Source organism: Sinorhizobium sp. RAC02, from assembly GCF_001713395.1.
Classification (GTDB): Bacteria; Pseudomonadota; Alphaproteobacteria; order Rhizobiales; family Rhizobiaceae; genus Shinella.
In genome coordinates this window covers 531,881-547,918 of the sequence record NZ_CP016450.1, presented here as the reverse complement: position 1 = coordinate 547,918, position 16,038 = coordinate 531,881, and the positions used below count along the sequence as shown (strand labels likewise).

14 protein-coding genes are annotated in these 16,038 nt (G+C 64.1%); 2 read left to right on the top strand and 12 right to left on the bottom strand.

From position 1 onward, the window contains the following. Window positions 1-20: 20 nt before the first annotated feature. Complete coding sequence (locus BSY16_RS02590; RefSeq protein ID WP_069058224.1) at window positions 21-275, top strand: hypothetical protein; 255 nt, start codon at window positions 21-23, stop codon at window positions 273-275. On the opposite strand, the gene BSY16_RS02585 is transcribed toward BSY16_RS02590, so the two are convergent. The 10 genes from BSY16_RS02585 to BSY16_RS02540 form a co-directional block, all read right to left on the bottom strand. Continuing rightward, a complete protein-coding gene (locus tag BSY16_RS02585) occupies window positions 276-1,052 on the bottom strand; it encodes an SDR family oxidoreductase (RefSeq protein WP_069058223.1) in 777 nt (258 codons plus the stop codon). A 68-nt stretch (window positions 1,053-1,120) separates the two neighbouring features. Next, window positions 1,121-2,404 carry an NAD(P)/FAD-dependent oxidoreductase gene (locus BSY16_RS02580; RefSeq protein WP_069058222.1) on the bottom strand — a complete coding sequence of 428 codons (1,284 nt, stop codon included), beginning with the start codon at window positions 2,402-2,404 and terminating at the stop codon, window positions 1,121-1,123. 202 nt (window positions 2,405-2,606) lie between these two features. After that, on the bottom strand, window positions 2,607-4,256 hold the full coding sequence (locus BSY16_RS02575; RefSeq protein WP_069058221.1) for an OFA family MFS transporter: 1,650 nt from the start codon (window positions 4,254-4,256) through the stop codon (window positions 2,607-2,609). 240 nt (window positions 4,257-4,496) lie between these two features. Then, entirely contained in the window at window positions 4,497-6,512 is a 2,016-nt protein-coding gene (locus tag BSY16_RS02570) for a sensor histidine kinase (RefSeq protein ID WP_069058220.1), read from the bottom strand. Beyond that, entirely contained in the window at window positions 6,505-7,896 is a 1,392-nt protein-coding gene (locus tag BSY16_RS02565; protein WP_069058219.1) for a sigma-54-dependent transcriptional regulator, read from the bottom strand. Before BSY16_RS02565 ends, BSY16_RS02570 begins: the two co-directional genes overlap by 8 nt. Before the next feature lie 92 nt (window positions 7,897-7,988). Further along, window positions 7,989-8,210, bottom strand: a complete 222-nt coding sequence (locus tag BSY16_RS31860; RefSeq protein WP_150129853.1) for a hypothetical protein — start codon at window positions 8,208-8,210, stop codon at window positions 7,989-7,991. 406 nt (window positions 8,211-8,616) lie between these two features. Beyond that, entirely contained in the window at window positions 8,617-9,669 is a 1,053-nt protein-coding gene (locus BSY16_RS02555) for a sulfate/molybdate ABC transporter ATP-binding protein (RefSeq protein WP_069058217.1), read from the bottom strand. Between the two features lie 20 nt (window positions 9,670-9,689). After that, window positions 9,690-10,550 carry a sulfate ABC transporter permease subunit CysW gene (gene cysW / locus BSY16_RS02550; RefSeq protein WP_069058216.1) on the bottom strand — a complete coding sequence of 287 codons (861 nt, stop codon included), beginning with the start codon at window positions 10,548-10,550 and terminating at the stop codon, window positions 9,690-9,692. Then, window positions 10,540-11,403 (bottom strand): sulfate ABC transporter permease subunit CysT, encoded by an 864-nt coding sequence (cysT, locus tag BSY16_RS02545; RefSeq protein WP_069058215.1) that lies wholly within the window; start codon window positions 11,401-11,403, stop codon window positions 10,540-10,542. Before cysT ends, cysW begins: the two co-directional genes overlap by 11 nt. Before the next feature lie 5 nt (window positions 11,404-11,408). Beyond that, the gene (locus BSY16_RS02540) at window positions 11,409-12,434 is read right to left on the bottom strand and encodes a sulfate ABC transporter substrate-binding protein (RefSeq protein WP_069058214.1); all 1,026 of its coding nucleotides are present in this window, start codon (window positions 12,432-12,434) and stop codon (window positions 11,409-11,411) included. Window positions 12,435-12,729: 295 nt separating this feature from the next. Between BSY16_RS02540 and BSY16_RS02535 the strand changes: the two genes are divergently transcribed. After that, window positions 12,730-13,389 (top strand): glutathione S-transferase family protein, encoded by a 660-nt coding sequence (locus tag BSY16_RS02535; protein WP_069061329.1) that lies wholly within the window; start codon window positions 12,730-12,732, stop codon window positions 13,387-13,389. Here the strand turns inward: BSY16_RS02535 and BSY16_RS02530 are convergent. Then, the gene (locus BSY16_RS02530; protein WP_069058213.1) at window positions 13,386-13,739 is read right to left on the bottom strand and encodes a hypothetical protein; all 354 of its coding nucleotides are present in this window, start codon (window positions 13,737-13,739) and stop codon (window positions 13,386-13,388) included. The two genes, BSY16_RS02535 and BSY16_RS02530, sit on opposite strands and share 4 nt — an antisense overlap. Window positions 13,740-13,775: 36 nt before the next feature. After that, window positions 13,776-15,926, bottom strand: a complete 2,151-nt coding sequence (locus tag BSY16_RS02525; protein ID WP_069058212.1) for a tetratricopeptide repeat protein — start codon at window positions 15,924-15,926, stop codon at window positions 13,776-13,778. Window positions 15,927-16,038 lie beyond the last annotated feature (112 nt).

The following is a 16,038-nucleotide window of genomic DNA, read 5'->3' as shown; positions in this document are numbered from 1 at the left end:
ATCTCATGAAGGAATCACCCATGGCCGCCCGCGACCGCTACTCGCGCAAACTCGAATGCGCCATGTGCGGCAACTCCGGCTATGCCGAAGTCTCCGAGGACGACATGCCGACCCGGAAGAACCCGGATTTCATGGTCGATGCGCTACCGCGCGGCTTCCTCACCGAGCGGCCGTCGAAATATCCCGAAAAACACATGATCCGCTGTCGGTGCGGCCATGTCTTCAAATTCCAGCAGAAGACGGTCTATGCCGAAGGCGGCGAGCCGCGCCGTTAGTTACCCCCGCCCGACAAACGGCATCGTCGTCGCCATCACCGTCATGGTCAGCACATTGGCATCGAGCGGCAGGCTTGCCATGTAGATCACCGCATCGGCCACGTGCTTGACCGACATGGTCGGCTCGCTGGCGATTTCGCCGTTCGCCTGAAGCACCCCGCCGCTCATCCGCGCCGTCATGTCCGTCGCCGCATTGCCGATATCGATCTGGCCGCAGGCGATGTCATATTTGCGCCCGTCGAGCGCCGTGGACTTGGTGAGACCGGTGATGGCGTGTTTCGTCGCCGTATAAGGCGCGGAGTTCGGCCGCGGCGCGCTGGCGGAAATCGAGCCGTTGTTGATGATGCGACCGCCGCGCGGGTTTTGCTCCTTCATGATCTTGAAGGCCTGCTGGGTGCAGAGGAAGGTGCCGGTCAGGTTCGCGCCGAGAATGCTTGTCCACTCCTCGAAGGGAATGTCTTCCAGGAGCGCCGGCGAAACATTGGAGCCGGCATTGTTGACCAGCACGTCAAGCCGGCTGAAATCGTGCTTCACCTGCTCGAAGGCCGCCGCCACCTGGGCCGGGTCACCGACATCACAGGCGATCGCCTTGACCGGATTGCCGGTCTCGCCGGAAATATCTGCCGCCGCTTTTTCCAGCACCACGGCCCGCCGGCCGGTGATGACGACCGCATAACCCTCAGCACTCAAACCCCGCGCGATGGCCAGGCCAATGCCCGTGCCGCCGCCCGTCACAAGCGCAATCCTGTCCTTGCCGGTCCTGCCCCATTCGGTCATTCCGGATCATCCTCCTGTTTCCGATGCCAGATGGTTTCGACGAAAATCCGTCGGGAGGCAAGCGGCTCTCAGCCCTCGGCCCGGCGTTTCGCCACATCGGCCTGGGTGATCAGCCGGGCGCTGCGCTGCCCGGTCAGGTAGATCCAGAGCCAGCTCATGGCGACGGCGAGGCGATTGCGAAGGCCGATCAGGAAGTAGACATGGGCGATGCCCCAGGTCCACCAGGCAAGTCGCCCCTTCAGCTTGATCCAGCCGAGATCGACGATGGCAGCACGCTTGCCGATGGTCGCGAGATTGCCGTCGCTGCGGTAGGCGAACGGTTTCGGCGCTGGTTTCCCGGCAAGACGGGCCGCGATCGTATCGGCCACATAGCGCCCCTCCTGCTTGGCCGCAGGCGCGACACCCGGCACGATCTTGCCGTCGCTCGTCGGCACATGGGCGGTGTCGCCGACCACGAAGATATCCGGATGGCCCGGTGCCGTAAGATCCGGCGCGACCAGCACGCGCCCTGCCCTGTCTGCCGGCGCGCCCAGCCACTCGGCCGCGGGCGATGCAGCAACGCCGGCCGCCCAGAGGATCGTCGCGGCCGGCAGCAGCTCGTCACCGAGTTCGATGCCTTGCTCGCTGCATTGCGAGACAGCCTTGCCGGTGCGAACCTCGACGCCGAGCCGCTTCAACGCCCCTTCCGCATAGGCCGACAGGTCCTCAGTGAAACCCGCCAGGATGCGTGGGCCGGCCTCGACCAGCACCACACGCGCCTCCCGCGTATCGATGTTGCGGAAGTCGCGGCGCAATGTCTCGTGGGCGAGCTCCGCGATCGTGCCGGCAAGTTCGACGCCGGTCGGACCGGCGCCGATGATGGCAAAGGTCAGCAGGCGGCGGCGCTCGGCCGCGTCCGGTTCCCATTCGGCCTGCTCGAAGGCGGCGAGGATGCGCCGGCGGATCGTCGTCGCATCCTCCAGCGTCTTCAGACCCGGCGCGTAGGGTTCCCAGGCGTCATTGCCGAAATAGGCGTGGCGCGCGCCGGTGGCGATGATCAGCGTGTCGTAGGCAATTGCACGCTCGTCATCCAGCGACACGGTTTTTGCCAGCGTGTTCACGCCGGTCACCGTGCCAAGCAGCGTGGTGACATTCTGGAAGCGGCTCAGCAGCGAGCGGATCGGCCAGGCGATTTCGGAGGTGGCGAGCGAGGCCGTCGCGACCTGGTAAAGCAGGGGCTGGAACAGATGGTGGTTGCGCCGGTCGATGACCGTGATGCGAACTGAGCCCTTGGCCAGATGGCGCGCTGCCTCAAGCCCTCCGAAACCCGCCCCGACGATAACGATATGGTGGTGGTCGTCGTTTGGCGTCATCCGATGCTCCGTCGCCTTCTGGGGCGACGCGTCAGGCGCGCGCCCTTCCGGTGCCGGACGTTAGCCGTTCTTGCGCTGCGGTGCCACCAAAAAGCCGGACGCCGTTCGCATGCGCAAAAAGAAACGTCCATGCCGACGAAAGCCGGCATGGACGCGCTTGGGAGGATCGCGCAGGGCTTCACCCTACGCATCCCGCGGAGGCCTAGAACAGGGCGGCCGTGTTCTTCAGCGTCACCCAGATACCCCACAGGAGCGGAATGCCGACGACGGTCCAGGCCATCGCCGCCTTGGCATCCAGCCCGCCGGTGCCGATGCCGAAAGACCCCGTCGGGCCGGCATTCGCGGCCGCGGTCTTGGCCTGCAACGAGGCGACTTCCGCGTCCGACATGAACCATTTGTCGGCAAGCGGCCGCACCAGCGCATTGGCGACGAGACCCAGCGCCAGCATGCCGGCGAGGATGTACATCGTGCCGGTATAGAGCGATGGCCCCGGCTCGACGCCGGCAGCGATCTGTGCTTCGCGAATGTAGTTCACCACGACGGGACCGACGATGCCGGCCGTCGCCCAGGCCGTCAGCAGGCGACCATGGATGGCGCCGACGAACTGCGTGCCGAAAATGTCGGCAAGATAGGCCGGGATGGTGGCAAAACCCCCGCCATACATCGACAGGATGATGCCGAAGGCGAGCACGAAGAGCGCCTTGTTGCCCATGTCCGCCAGCGTCGGGGCAAGCGCATAGAGCGCGATGCCGAGCACGAAGAACGTGTAATAGGTGTTCTTGCGGCCGATCTTGTCGGAGAGCGAGGCCCAGAAGAACCGACCACCGATGTTGAACAGCGACAGGAGGCCGGTAAAGCCGGCCGCGATCGCGGCGATGGCCGCTTTCTGGTCCGTACCGAGCTGGCTGAAGGTCAGGTCCGGCTGGCCGATGAGGCGGCCGCCAAAAATTTCCTGCAGCATCGGCGAGGCCATGCCGATCACGCCGATACCGGCCGAAACGTTCAGGCACAGAACCAGCCAGATCAGCCAGAACTGCTGCGTCTTGTGTGCGTCGCGCAGGTGAACGTGCTTGGTGGTGATCATGGTCGACTTGGACGCTGGCGGCGTCCAGCCTTCCGGACGCCAGCCGGCCGGCGGAATGCGGTAGCCGAAAGCACCGCCCATCATGAAGCAGAAATAGATCGCCGCCATGACGAGGAAGGTCTGCCACACGCCGGGGCTGATGTCGGTCTTGAAGGCGTTCATCAGCAGGTTCGCAAGAGGCGCACCGATCATCGCACCGCCGCCAAACCCCATGATCGCCATGCCGGTCGCCATACCGCGCCGGTCCGGGAACCATTTGATCAGCGTGGAGACCGGGGAAATGTAGCCGAGGCCGAGGCCGACGCCGCCGATGACGCCGGCACCGAGCCACATCAACCACAATTGATGGCTCATGACGCCGAGCGCTGCGACGACGATGCCGCCGCACCAGCAACAGGCCGAGACGAAGCCCGCCTTGCGCGGGCCGACGCGTTCCAGCCAGCCGCCCCAGATGGCGGCGGAGCAGCCGAGCAAAACGAAGAACAGCGTGTAGATCCAGCCGAGATCGGCGACGCGCCAGTTGCAGCTCGTCGTGAACAGCGCGGACAGAAGGTTCAGGTCGGCGCAGGCCGGGTCGGCTGCCGGAATGGCCTTGGAGAGCGGCAGCCAGAACACGCTGAAGCCATAGGCCATGCCGATACAGAGATGGATGGCGAGTGCTGCCGGCGGGACGAGCCAGCGGTTGAAGCCGGGTTTCGCGATGATGCGCTCCCGGTCGAGGATGCCGCCGGAATATGTCCCGGCATAGGTCTCGGTCGATGCAGTCATTGGGTCTCCTCCGCGACGCACCCCTCGGTGCGAAGATTTTCGTGATGGGGAGCCGGCGAAAACCGCTCCTTCGGCACCCGAACACCTGCATCCTCCATGCAAGACGCCAGCCGCCGAACCTCCCGCCCGAACCTTTGCAAGGCCCGTGCCAAAACGGTTTTCCTTCGAAATCAGTGAGTTGAATAAATTTCCGGAATCAAAATGGACAGTTTGTCCGGCTACGACGGACAAACTGTCCGGTCAGTCGGCCTCGGGCAACCAGACCGTAAACGTCGCGCCTTCGCCCGGCCGGCTTGCCACCGAGATGGCGCCGCCCTGCCGCGTCACCAGCGTCTGGCTGATGGAAAGGCCAAGACCGGTGCCCTCCTGCCGCTTCGTCGTGAAGAACGGATCGAAGATTTTCGCTGCTAGGTCCGGATCCATGCCGACGCCCGTATCGCTGACGACAAGTTCGATGCCCGGTCGCTCTTCGCGGTCCTGGTCGCGGGTCACGACGGTCAGCCGGCCACCATCCGGCATGGCGTGGATGGCATTGACGACAAGATTGACGACCACCTGCTGAAGTTCGGTGCGGTTCATCAGCACCAGCCGTTCCGTCGTGTTTTCCAATCGCACCTCGATTGCCGCCCGTGCCAGCAGATGCTGGACGAGCGGCAGGCAATCCGCCACCGCCATGCCCGGCGCGTGGCGGTCGACGAAACCGGCGAATTCCTCCGGCTTGGCGAATTGCAGGAGTTTCGTGACGATCTGGCTGATGCGCTGGATCTGCTCGTCGAGAAGCTGGAACTCCACCTTCGCCAGTTCCGCACGGTCGCCCACCACGGAGCGGATCACTTCCAGATTACCCTGCATGACGGCAATCGGGTTGTTGATTTCGTGCGCCACACCGGCGGTGATCTCGCCGATAGCCGCGAGCTTTTCCGAGAGAATGAGCTGCTTGGTGGTGGCTTCGAGCTGGCGGTTGGCGAGCTGGAGTTCGCGCGTGCGCTCGTCAACGCGGGCGTTCAACTCCTCGTTCCAGCGGCGCAGTTCCTGGTCGTTCTGTTCGAGCTGGTTCAAGAGGTCATCGAGATGCACGGCGACGCGGCCGATCTCGTCCTGGCTGTCGACGGGACCGGTGCGCGCGCCGAGATCACCGCTCTCGACCCGCGCGATGGTGGCATCGACGCGCTCCAGCGGCTCGAAGATGCCGCGCGCCCAGCGCAGGAAGATCGGCACGCTGGCGGCCGTAATCGCGAAGAAGGCGGCGACGATGGTCAGCACCGTCTGGTACTTCGCGGCCGTGAACGGCGCCTCCAGAAAGCCGACATAGAGCATGCCGACACGCTTGCCGTGGCTGTCGGTGATCGGCTCGTAGGCGGAAATGTACCAGTCGTTGACGACGAAGGCGCTGTCGAGCCAGGTGCGCCCCTCACCCAGCACGGCAGAACGCACGGCAGCGGACACGCGCGTGCCGAGCGCGCGGCGCCCCTCGAACAGGCGGACATTGGTGCTGATGCGCACGTCGTCGAGGAACAGCGTCGCCGTGCCCTGGCTGCCCTCCGGCAGGCTCGCCTCGCGATAGACGAGGTCGTTGATCGTATCGATGAAGACGAGGTTCTGGTTGAGCAGGATACCGCCGACAAGCACGGCGTTGCCTCCATCTCCGAGTATGACGGGGCTGGCGCTCTGCACGACCATGCCACGCCCCTCCTCCGTGCGCTCTGTCGGCACGGCATTGGGCGTCTGCACGAGCGGCAGTTTCGCGCGGGCGGCAAGATCGGGAGACAGCGTTTCGAGGTCGGCATTGTCGAAGATGTCAATGCCCGTCGCTGGCTTGCCGGCGAGTGCATCGCGGATGACCGGCCAGTCGGTGCGGAGCGCGCCGGCGGTCTCCTCCGTGACGGACGCAACGAGCCGGCCATCGGGCGCCATCACATAGAGGAAATCCAGCTCCAGCCGCGCCCGGGACTCTTCGAGAAGCGTCTTCAGCGCGACGCCATCAGTCGCGACGTCGCGAAAGCGCGCCGAAGCACCAAGCGCGGTGATGTGCTCGCCGGTATTGTCGAGGATATGGGCAAGATACTGGTGCGCGATCGTCAGGTCGCCATTGACCTTGGAAATCAGCGTCGCGTCGAATTTTTCGTTCCAGCGATAGACCGTGACGCCGAGCAGCAGCGGCAGGATTACCAGCATGGGAAGAAGCGCGATCGCGAGCAGCCGGTAGCGCACCGAGCGCGCCGGCCGGATGGTGCCGCTTGGTTTGCTGTCAGGCATCCCAGGCGGCCAGCTTACGGTCAATCGTCTTGCGGGAAATGCCGAGCTGGCGCGCCGCCTCGTCGCGCTGGCCGGTACAGGCGGCGAGCACGGCGAGGATATGGCGTCGCTCGACATCCGCCAGCGAACCAGCCTCCGCGCTCGCAGGAGCAGAGACACCCGGCCCAAAGCCCTCCGGGAAGCGGCCGAGGATCAGCGTGCGCTCGATGAGATTGCGCAACTCCCGCACATTGCCCGGCCAGTCATAAGTGGAAAGCGCCCGGCGCGCCGCCGCATCGATCGGCACGGCCGGCATGGCAAGCTGGGCCGACAACTTCTTCATGAAGAGCGTCGCCAATTCCACCGAGTCGCCCTCCCGCTCCTTGAGCGGCGGCAGGTGGATCTGCATGACGTTGATGCGGAAGAACAGATCGGCGCGGAAACGCCCGGCCTGCACCTCTTTCTCCAGCTCCGCATTGGTCGCGAAGATGAAGCGCAGATCGACCGGCACCTCGCGCTCCGAACCGACGGGCCGCACCTTGCGATCCTCCAGTACGCGCAGCAGCTTGCTCTGCGTGGCCGGCGGCATTTCGCTGATTTCGTCGAGGAACAGCGTACCACCCTGCGCATGCTGGAACAGGCCCTCGCGCGCCCGCTCGGCGCCGGTAAAGGCGCCCTTCAGGTGGCCGAACAGCTCGCTCTCGATCATGTCCGCCGGGATCGCCCCGCAATTGACCGGTACGAAGGGTTTTGCCGCCCGGTCGGACAATGTGTGCAGCGAGCGCGCTGCCACTTCCTTGCCCGTGCCCGACTGACCGGTGAGGAGAACCGAGGTCGGCAGTGGCGCCACGCGGGCGATGGTGTCGCGCACGCGGGCAATGGCGGCGGATTCGCCGATCAGCCGGTCGCGCAGCAGGATATGGTCGGAGGTCGCCTTCAACTCGTAGCGCAGCACGTAGTTTTCGCGCTGCAGGCGAATACGGTCGAGACAGCGCGCCACGGCATTGAGCAACTGATTGGAACGGAACGGTTTCAGGACGAAATCGACCGCGCCCGCCCGGAGCGCCTGGATGGCGGTTTCGAGATCGGCATAGGCGGTCATCAGGATGGCATCGGCGAAGAAGCCGATGGCGCGCTGTTCGGCAAGCCACTCCACGCCGTTCTTGCGCGGCATGATGTTGTCGAGGATCACCACGTCGAAATGATGCTGGTCGAGCTTGCGCGTGGCCTCGTCCGTATCGGCTGCCAGTTCCAGGCGTTTGCAGCGCGGCCCGAGCGTGCGCATGAGAAAGTTGCGCATGCCCGGTTCGTCATCGACGACGAGAATCGAGGCTTGTGCCAGCCATGGTCCGAACTCCGGATCGGCGGACGTATCACGCAGAGCGCGCACGGCTTCAGTCGGCACCAGCTTCCTCCCAGGTAGCGCTTCGGGCGTCTACCATAAAAAGGTGCCGCCACGAGCACAAGGCACTCGCGGCGGCGAGACTGGAGGAGGTTTCAGGAGTGTAGATGAATGCGCTCGCGGCGTTCACGTATCGCCGCAAGTTCCTGTTCGATCTGAATTTTCCGCGCATCTTCCATCGCCACGGCAATGGTCTGGCTGATGATGCGAACACTGTCATCCGACATGAGCGGCGATACATCACGGCATTCCGCTGCATGAATCTTGCAAAGCGCACTGGCAAGTAGCTGCGCATAGTCTTCCGGTTTGCGACCCATATTCCCCATTCCTTCTTGATTATAACCACAGAAAACCACAGAAGAATGCAAAAAGCCACACTTTTCTCACATGCTAATGGAAAAAAATGGGGTGACGAAGATACTCACCTGCACGCCGCAATGCTGGAAAATGAGCATGCCCCGAAACGGAGCAGGCTGCGCACCGCCTCTGGACCAACTTGTGGCAAAGACCGTGACGTCTGTGTGAAATGCGGCAACATGCCGAGGCATGGCCGATGGCAGGACAAACCTGCTGGCATCGGCCGCGTAAGCATCAAGGAAGGTCGGAAAGGGAGACTACCGCACCTGGCAAGGCAGCCATCCGGCGTGATCCGCCGGGCCGCACGGCGACAGCCTGCGGCAGGTGTTGTGGCTTTGGGCCGACTAGATGCCGGCCCTCAGCGATTTACTCGGCAAACAGCTTCCACCGGGTTGGCCGGAAACGGATCGTCGTTCCGGTCGCCGCCAGGGCGTCGAGCGGCACTTCGATCTCGACATGATGCGGCTCGCCGGGCTTGCCGATGTCAAGGTCGGCAATGCGCGTTCCGGCAAGGCGCCGGGAGGTTGCGACGCGGCCCTCCAGAGCAAGTGCTGCCGGATCGCTGACAAGCGTCACGTCCTGCGGGCGGAAGAACAGCGTGCCGGTTCCCGACGCAATGTCGTTGGGGCGCGGGGCAATGCCGATGGGCTCATCCTGGAAGCGGACCGTGTTGTCCGCCACGTTGACCGGCACATGGGCGCTGTCGCCGATGAAGGAGAAGACAAAGGGCGAGTTCGGCCGGTCATAGACATCGTCGGAGGAGCCGACCTGCTCGATCTTGCCCTGGCTCATGACGACAACGCGGTCGGCAAGTTCGAGGGCTTCTTCCTGGTCATGCGTGACGAAAACCGTGGTGTGGCCGGTGCGGTCGTGGAATTCGCGCAGCCAGCGGCGCAGCTCCTTCCGCACCTTGGCATCGAGCGCGCCAAACGGTTCGTCGAGCAGCAGAACCTTCGGCTCGATCGCCATGGCGCGCGCCAATGCCACGCGCTGGCGCTGGCCGCCGGAAAGCTGGTTCGGGTAGCGCTTTTCGAGGCCCGAGAGCTGCACCATCTCCAGGAGATCCGCGACGCGGCGACGGATTTCGGTTTTCGGCGGCCGCTGCCCGCGCGGACGCACCGTCAGGCCGAAGGCGATGTTGTCGGCGACCGTCATATGACGAAACAGCGCATAGTGCTGGAAGACGAAGCCGACATGGCGCTCCTGCACGGTCCTGTGCGAGGCATCCTCCGCGCCGAAGAAGATGCTGCCGCGTGTCGGCGTTTCGAGACCGGCGATGAGGCGGAGCAGCGTCGTCTTGCCGGAGCCTGAGGGGCCGAGCAGCGCGATCAGTTCGCCCGAACGGATGTCGAGCGAGACATCGTTCAGCGCCGGGTAGCGGTCGAATTCCTTGCGGATGTTTTTAACACTGACGTCCATTGAGGGCGTTGCCTTTCAATTCAATGCTTGCGGCCGGCGGCGATTTCCGCGCCGTAGTGAAGTTCGAGGGCCGTCTTGACGACGAGCGTCACGAGGGCCAGCGCGGCGAGCAGCGACGCCACCGCGAAAGCGGCGACGAAATTGTACTCGTTGTAGAGAATCTCCACATGCAGCGGCATCGTGTTGGTCAGCCCACGGATATGGCCGGAGACCACCGAGACCGCCCCGAACTCGCCCATGGCGCGCGCATTACAGAGCAGCACGCCGTACAGCAGCCCCCATTTGATGTTGGGGAGCGTTACGTACCAGAAGGTCTGCCAGCCGGAGGCGCCAAGCGACAGCGCCGCCTCCTCGTCGCCGGTGCCCTGTTCCTGCATCAACGGGATCAGTTCGCGCGCAACGAAGGGAAAGGTCACGAAGATGGTGGCCAGCACGATGCCCGGCACGGCGAACAGGATCTCGATGCCATGGCTCTTCAGCCAGGGCCCGAGCACGCTGCCCGCGCCGAAGAGCAGAACATAGACCAGGCCCGAAATGACCGGCGAGACCGAGAACGGCAGGTCGATGAGCGTGGTGAGGAATGCCTTGCCCTTGAACTCGAACTTGGCGATGGCCCAGGCCGCCGCCACGCCGAAGACGAGATTGAGCGGCACGGCGATGACCGCCACCAGCAGCGTCAGCCGAATGGCGGCAAGCGTATCGGGATCACCGAAGGCGGTGAAAAACTCCCCGCTCCCCTTTCGGAAAGCCTCGATGAAGACGGCGGCGAGCGGTAGCAGCAGGAAGAGCGCCAGAAACAGGAAGGCGATTGCCATCAGCGTATAACGGGCGAAGGGTGCCTCGGTGGTCGGCGAACGCAGGCGGCGAGGATTATGCGCCATGACCGTACCTCCTGCGGCTCCAGGCCTGAATGAGATTGATGACGAGCAGCATGACGAAGGACAGCGCCAGCATGATCGTCGCAATCGCCGTCGCAGCACCGTAGTTGAACTCCTCCAGCCGGATGACGATGAGGAGCGGCGCGATTTCCGAAACGTAGGGGATGTTGCCGGCGATGAAGATGACGGAGCCGTATTCACCGACGCCGCGGGCGAAGGCGAGCGCGAAACCCGTCAGGATCGCTGGCGCGAGGCCCGGAAGCAGCACGCGGCGCACCGTCTGGAAACGGTTGGCGCCAAGCGTCGCTGCCGCCTCCTCCACCTCGCGGTCGATCTCTTCCATGATGGGCTGCACCGTGCGCACCACGAAGGGAAGGCCGATGAAGACGAGCGCGATGACGATGCCGGTCGGGTTGAAGGCCGCCTTGATGCCAAAAACGTTCAACAGCTGGCCGATCCAGCCGTTCGGCGCATAGAGCGCGGCAAGCGCGATACCGGCAACCGCCGTCGGCAGCGCAAACGGCAGGTCCACCACCGCATCGACGATGCGCCGGCCGGGGAACTCGTAGCGCACGATAACCCAGGCGACGATGACGCCGAAGACGACATTGACGAGGGCTGCGATGAAGGCCGTGCCGAAGGAAATCTCCAGCGCCTTGATCGTGCGTTCGTCGGCAAGGATTGCAAAAAATTCCTCCCCAGACAGGGAGGCGGAGCGCCAGACGAGGCCGGCGAGCGGGATAAGAATGATGAGGGTCAGATAAGCGAGCGAAAAGCCGAGCGTCAGTCCGAAACCCGGAATGACACTCGGCTGTCTCAGTCGCCACCGCACCGAAGCAGCAGCAGATGTCGTCAAAGGTCTCAGTTCCCCGGCTTGTAGATCTGGTCGAAGACGCCGCCGTCACCGAAATGCTCGGGCTGTGCTTTCACCCAGCCGCCGAAGATCGGATCGTCGATCGTCACCAGCTTAATGTCGGGAAGCTGTTGCAGCAACTCGGGCTTCACCACTTCCCGCTTCGACGGACGGTAAAAGTGTTTTGCTGCGATGTTCTGGCCTTCCTCGGAATAGAGGTAGGCGAGGTAGGCTTCCGCCTGCTTGCGGGTACCTTTGGCATCGACATTGCCATCGACGACGGCGACCGGCGGTTCCGCCAGGATCGAGATCGGCGGCGCGACGATGTCGAAGGAGTCCGCGCCGAATTCGGCACCGGCGAGATAGGCTTCGTTTTCCCAGGCGAGCAGAACGTCACCGATCTGGCGCTGCGCGAAGGTGGTCAGCGAACCGCGTGCACCCGTGTCGAGAACCGGCGCCCGCTTGAAGAGCTCAGCGATGTAGCCCTTGATCTTGTCCTGGTCGCCGCCGAATTCCTGGTTGGCCCAGGCCCAGGCTGCAAGATAGTTCCAGCGCGCACCACCCGAGGTCTTCGGGTTCGGCGTGACGATCTGCACGTCGCCCTTCACCAGATCGCCCCAGTTATGGATGCCCTTGGGGTTGCCCTTGCGCACCAGGAACACGATGGTCGAGGTATAGGGCGAGGAGTTGTTCGGCAGCTTGCCACGCCAATCCTTGGCGATCTTGCCGCTCTTTTCGACGATGGCGTTGATATCGCTTTCGAGCGCCAGCGTCACGACGTCGGCCTCAAGGCCGTCGATCACCGCACGGGCCTGCTTGCCCGAGCCGCCATGCGACTGCTGCACCGTGACGTCTTCGCCCGTCTCGGCCTTCCAATGCTTTGCAAAGGCTTCGTTGTAGTCCTTGTAGAGTTCGCGCGTCGGGTCATACGACACATTGAGCAGCGTCGTTTCCGCGAACGCTGTCGTGACGCTGCCGAGCGCAAGCCCGACCCCAAGAAGCAAAGCCCCTACCCGTTTTACCAAAATCGACATCTCAACCTCCTGGATGCTTATCCCGTCTAAAACCCTATTGAATTAGTAGAGTTAGTCAACAATGCCCGGATAGTTCGCAAAACAGGTTCTCTTTCGGTGCGAAACCGGCAAAACACGCATCGCCAAACACCCGCCGCATGGAACGGATATCGGGGGGAAACGCGCTCCCCGGAGTATATTCGTTCCGGCAGAAATACGAAATCCGTCCGGTGGCGGCGCTGTTTCCGTTGAAATAACCGATTGCAAAATGCAATCAGTATTGCGATAAAGGGCCTACCGGATGGAGGAGATCACCATGAAGCCCGTTCTGTATGCCCACCCATTTTCGAGCTACTGCCAGAAAGTGCTGACGGCGCTTTATGAAAACGGCACCGAGTTCGAGTATCGCATGCTCGACCACAATGACCCGGACACGCTCGCGGAGTTCGAGACGCGCTGGCCGATCAAGCGCTTTCCCATTCTCGTCGATGGTGACCGCACGCTCATGGAGGCAACCGTCCTCATCGAATATCTCGGGCTGTATTATCCCGGCCCGGTCAAGCTCATTCCGGACGACCCGAAGGCGGCAATCGAGGTGCGCATGCTCGACCGCTTCTTCGACAACTACATTTCGACACCGCAACAGCGGATCGTCTTCAACTCGATCCGGCCGGAAACGGACCGAGACCCCTATGGTGACAACGAGGCACGTGAGATGCTGGCGCGCGCCTATGCCTGGCTGGACCGGCATATGGAAAACCGGCTCTGGGCCTGCGGTGATGCCTTCACACTCGCCGACTGCGCAGCCGCCCCTTTCCTGTTCTATGCGGACTGGACGCACGCCATCGACCCGGCCTTCACCCACGTGCACGCCTATCGCCGACGCCTGCTGGCGCGGCCGTCCTTTGCCCGCGCCGTGGACGAGGGCCGGCCCTATCGATCGTTCTTTCCGCTTGGGGCTCCCGACCGGGATTAGCCCGCCGGGCAGTGCCGGCGCTCGGCCTTTGTTGTCGCGCGCTCGATGCCGGTCACGATGAGCGACGACCCGTTTTGCTCGCGACGTTCGACACGGCCGGCCAGAACCAGACGGCCGAAATAGAGCGCGTCCGTGTCGCGGATGCGCTGCTGGTCCGCCTCGGAAAGCCGGCTGATGTCGGGGTAACTGCCTTTGAACGCCTGCCCGGTCGCCAGCTCCCACACGGTCGAGGATGGGCATGGCGCCTTGAAGCACCGAAGGCCGTTGTCACAGACGATGTATCTGCCTTCACCCGCGGCAAGCGGTGGAGCGAGCAGGAACAGGAGGGCGACGGCAGGCTTCAGGCGCATGCGGCATCCTCCACAGGGTTTGCGGCCAAACAGCGGTTACTTGCGGCCGTCTCGCTCATTGCGCATTTCGGCTAGTGCGCGGACCGCATCCCTCTGGCCGGTCTCACCAAGGGCTTCAAAGAGGCGAAGCGCATCGTCGCGCAGGCCGAGATTCTTGTAGGCGTAGCCGCGCATCACCATGAGATCCGTCGGCTCGGCGCGCAGGTGTGCCCGCTGATCCAGGTAGACCAGCGCTTCACGATAACGGCCGGCCCGGAAGCTGCTGACCGCGCGGTCGGACAGGATCGCCAGCTGCAATTCGGCGCCGCGGCTGCGGTCGAGCTTGGCCCTGGTGGCCGCCACGGCCGCATCGCTGGTCAGGCCGGCGCGAAGGTAGGCAAGGCTCTGGCCGTAGGCGGCATCGCTGCGCGTGCGCCCCTCGCCCGACAGAGCTGCCTCGAAGGCCTGTGCTGCTTCCAGCGGCCGGTTAATCTCCATCAGGCACCAACCCAGCGACAACGCGCTTGCCGGCGCCAGCCCCCGCGGATCACGCGTACTGCGGCAATCCGTCGAGCCGCCGGCCCGTCGTGTCGTGCGCGCCGCGCGCTGTGGCCTTTCGGAGACTTCCTCGACCATTTCCCGCACAGGAACGCGGCGTTGGGTGCGGACAATGCGCGGCTCACGCTCACGCAGGACGGGCGCTGTGTCATCGGTCGTGTCGCGTTCGCCAAGCCGAGCGATGCGCTCCGACCGCCCGGCCCATGCCTGCTTGACCGCGGCGAGGCCGGCCTCGTTCTCAAGCCGCAGCCGCGCGACACCGAGGCCATAGGCAGCGGGTTCGTAATCCGCCTTCCATTTCAGCACCAGCGCGAACCATTCCTCGGCCGTGGCCGGCTGGTCCATGGCGAGCGCATACCAGCCGAACTGCTCGCCGGTCTCCGGGTGTTTTTCCTCGAGCGTGACCTGCGCGATGCGGTTCAGTACCTTGCCGTCAATCTTCTTCGGCGGATCAAGCGCCAGGAGGTTGGTGGTGGCGGCAAGGTAGGTCTGCATTGCCTGGTCGGAGCTGGTGCGCCAGGCATACATCACGTCCTCGGCCTCGGCCGGCATCTTGCGCGCCAGCAGGATCAGCGCCAGGCCCTGCGAGGCCGAAGCGGAATCCTCGACGGCACGCGCCTTGCGGAAGAACGGTTCCGCCGCCGCATTCTGATCACGGCGCAAATGGTACCAGCCGAGCAGCAGCGCGTCGGAAGCAAGCCCCTCGTCCGCCACCAGCTTTTCGACGATTTTCAGATAGGCGGGCGCTACGGTGAGTGTCGCGTCCTCGTCCCCGTCGCCGACGAAGCGGCGGGCGAGGTCGGCACGGATGGCATCGAATTCCTTGACGCCGTCAGCGCCGGTCCGTTCAAGGGCAAGGAGGTCCTGCATGTCCGCATAATTGAGCAAGGTCGAGGCCTTCTGCACGCTTGCAAGCCGGATCGGCCCATCCGTGCAATTGGCCAGCATGTAGCCGTAGGCATCCTTGGCGCGCTGGACACGATCAGTCTTCACGAAGGCCTCTGCGACGCGCCACAGCACGTCCGCGTCCGAGCAGGTCAGCAGGCTTGGCGTTTCAGCACCAAGGCGCACGACGTCCTCGCTGCGGCCGGCACTGGAGGCCGCCACCAGTTCGGCGCGCTTTTCCGCCACGGCGAGACGGTCGACAAGATCGGCCGGCGGCGTCCATTGCGGGTCTTCCTGCTGGCGCTTGGCGATAGCCGCGCGCACGTCAGCATAACGCGACTGGCTGTACAGCGCCCACATGTCCTCAAGCTGCTTGTCCTCGTTGACAGGCACGGCGAGCGGGTTTTCCGGCGGTATCCAGGTGGGATAGAGCGTGCGCAGCCGGGCGATCTCGGCATTGAGGCGGGCCGTATCTCCGCGCGCCGCGAAGTAGCGTAGCGCGCTTTCGTCAACGACGGGCTTGTTCTGCGTGGTCTCGACCGCGGGTGTCGTCTGCGCCTGCCCGGCTCCGGCCTGGGCCAGCTCCACGCGCGGCCGCTTTGCCGACAGGGGTTGCTTATCGTCCTCGCCGGTGGCGACGCCGTGGGTGTCCGGTCCGAGACGCGGCAGGCCCTTCACCAGATCGTCAGGCACGCCGAAGGACACGCCTGCGACGCTGGCCGCGCCGGCGGAGACGAGGACGAGCGCCATAAGGATCGACTTCATCCCGAATTTCCTTCGGTACATCACTCACATCCGACTCCGGCTTGGACCGCGACGACACCATGCGTCAGGAACGCCGGGACATGTCGCCATGTCCCCCAAGAAGAGCCAACCA

Coding starts and splice junctions, on each gene's coding strand:
- BSY16_RS02590 (WP_069058224.1), top strand. CDS start 21: ATGGCCGCCCGCGACCGCTACTCGCGCAAACTCGAATGCGCCATGTGC.
- BSY16_RS02585 (WP_069058223.1), bottom strand. CDS start 1,052: ATGACCGAATGGGGCAGGACCGGCAAGGACAGGATTGCGCTTGTGACG.
- BSY16_RS02580 (WP_069058222.1), bottom strand. CDS start 2,404: ATGACGCCAAACGACGACCACCACCATATCGTTATCGTCGGGGCGGGT.
- BSY16_RS02575 (WP_069058221.1), bottom strand. CDS start 4,256: ATGACTGCATCGACCGAGACCTATGCCGGGACATATTCCGGCGGCATC.
- BSY16_RS02570 (WP_069058220.1), bottom strand. CDS start 6,512: ATGCCTGACAGCAAACCAAGCGGCACCATCCGGCCGGCGCGCTCGGTG.
- BSY16_RS31860 (WP_150129853.1), bottom strand. CDS start 8,210: ATGGGTCGCAAACCGGAAGACTATGCGCAGCTACTTGCCAGTGCGCTT.
- BSY16_RS02555 (WP_069058217.1), bottom strand. CDS start 9,669: ATGGACGTCAGTGTTAAAAACATCCGCAAGGAATTCGACCGCTACCCG.
- cysW (WP_069058216.1), bottom strand. CDS start 10,550: ATGGCGCATAATCCTCGCCGCCTGCGTTCGCCGACCACCGAGGCACCC.
- BSY16_RS02540 (WP_069058214.1), bottom strand. CDS start 12,434: ATGTCGATTTTGGTAAAACGGGTAGGGGCTTTGCTTCTTGGGGTCGGG.
- BSY16_RS02535 (WP_069061329.1), top strand. CDS start 12,730: ATGAAGCCCGTTCTGTATGCCCACCCATTTTCGAGCTACTGCCAGAAA.
- BSY16_RS02530 (WP_069058213.1), bottom strand. CDS start 13,739: ATGCGCCTGAAGCCTGCCGTCGCCCTCCTGTTCCTGCTCGCTCCACCG.
- BSY16_RS02525 (WP_069058212.1), bottom strand. CDS start 15,926: ATGAAGTCGATCCTTATGGCGCTCGTCCTCGTCTCCGCCGGCGCGGCC.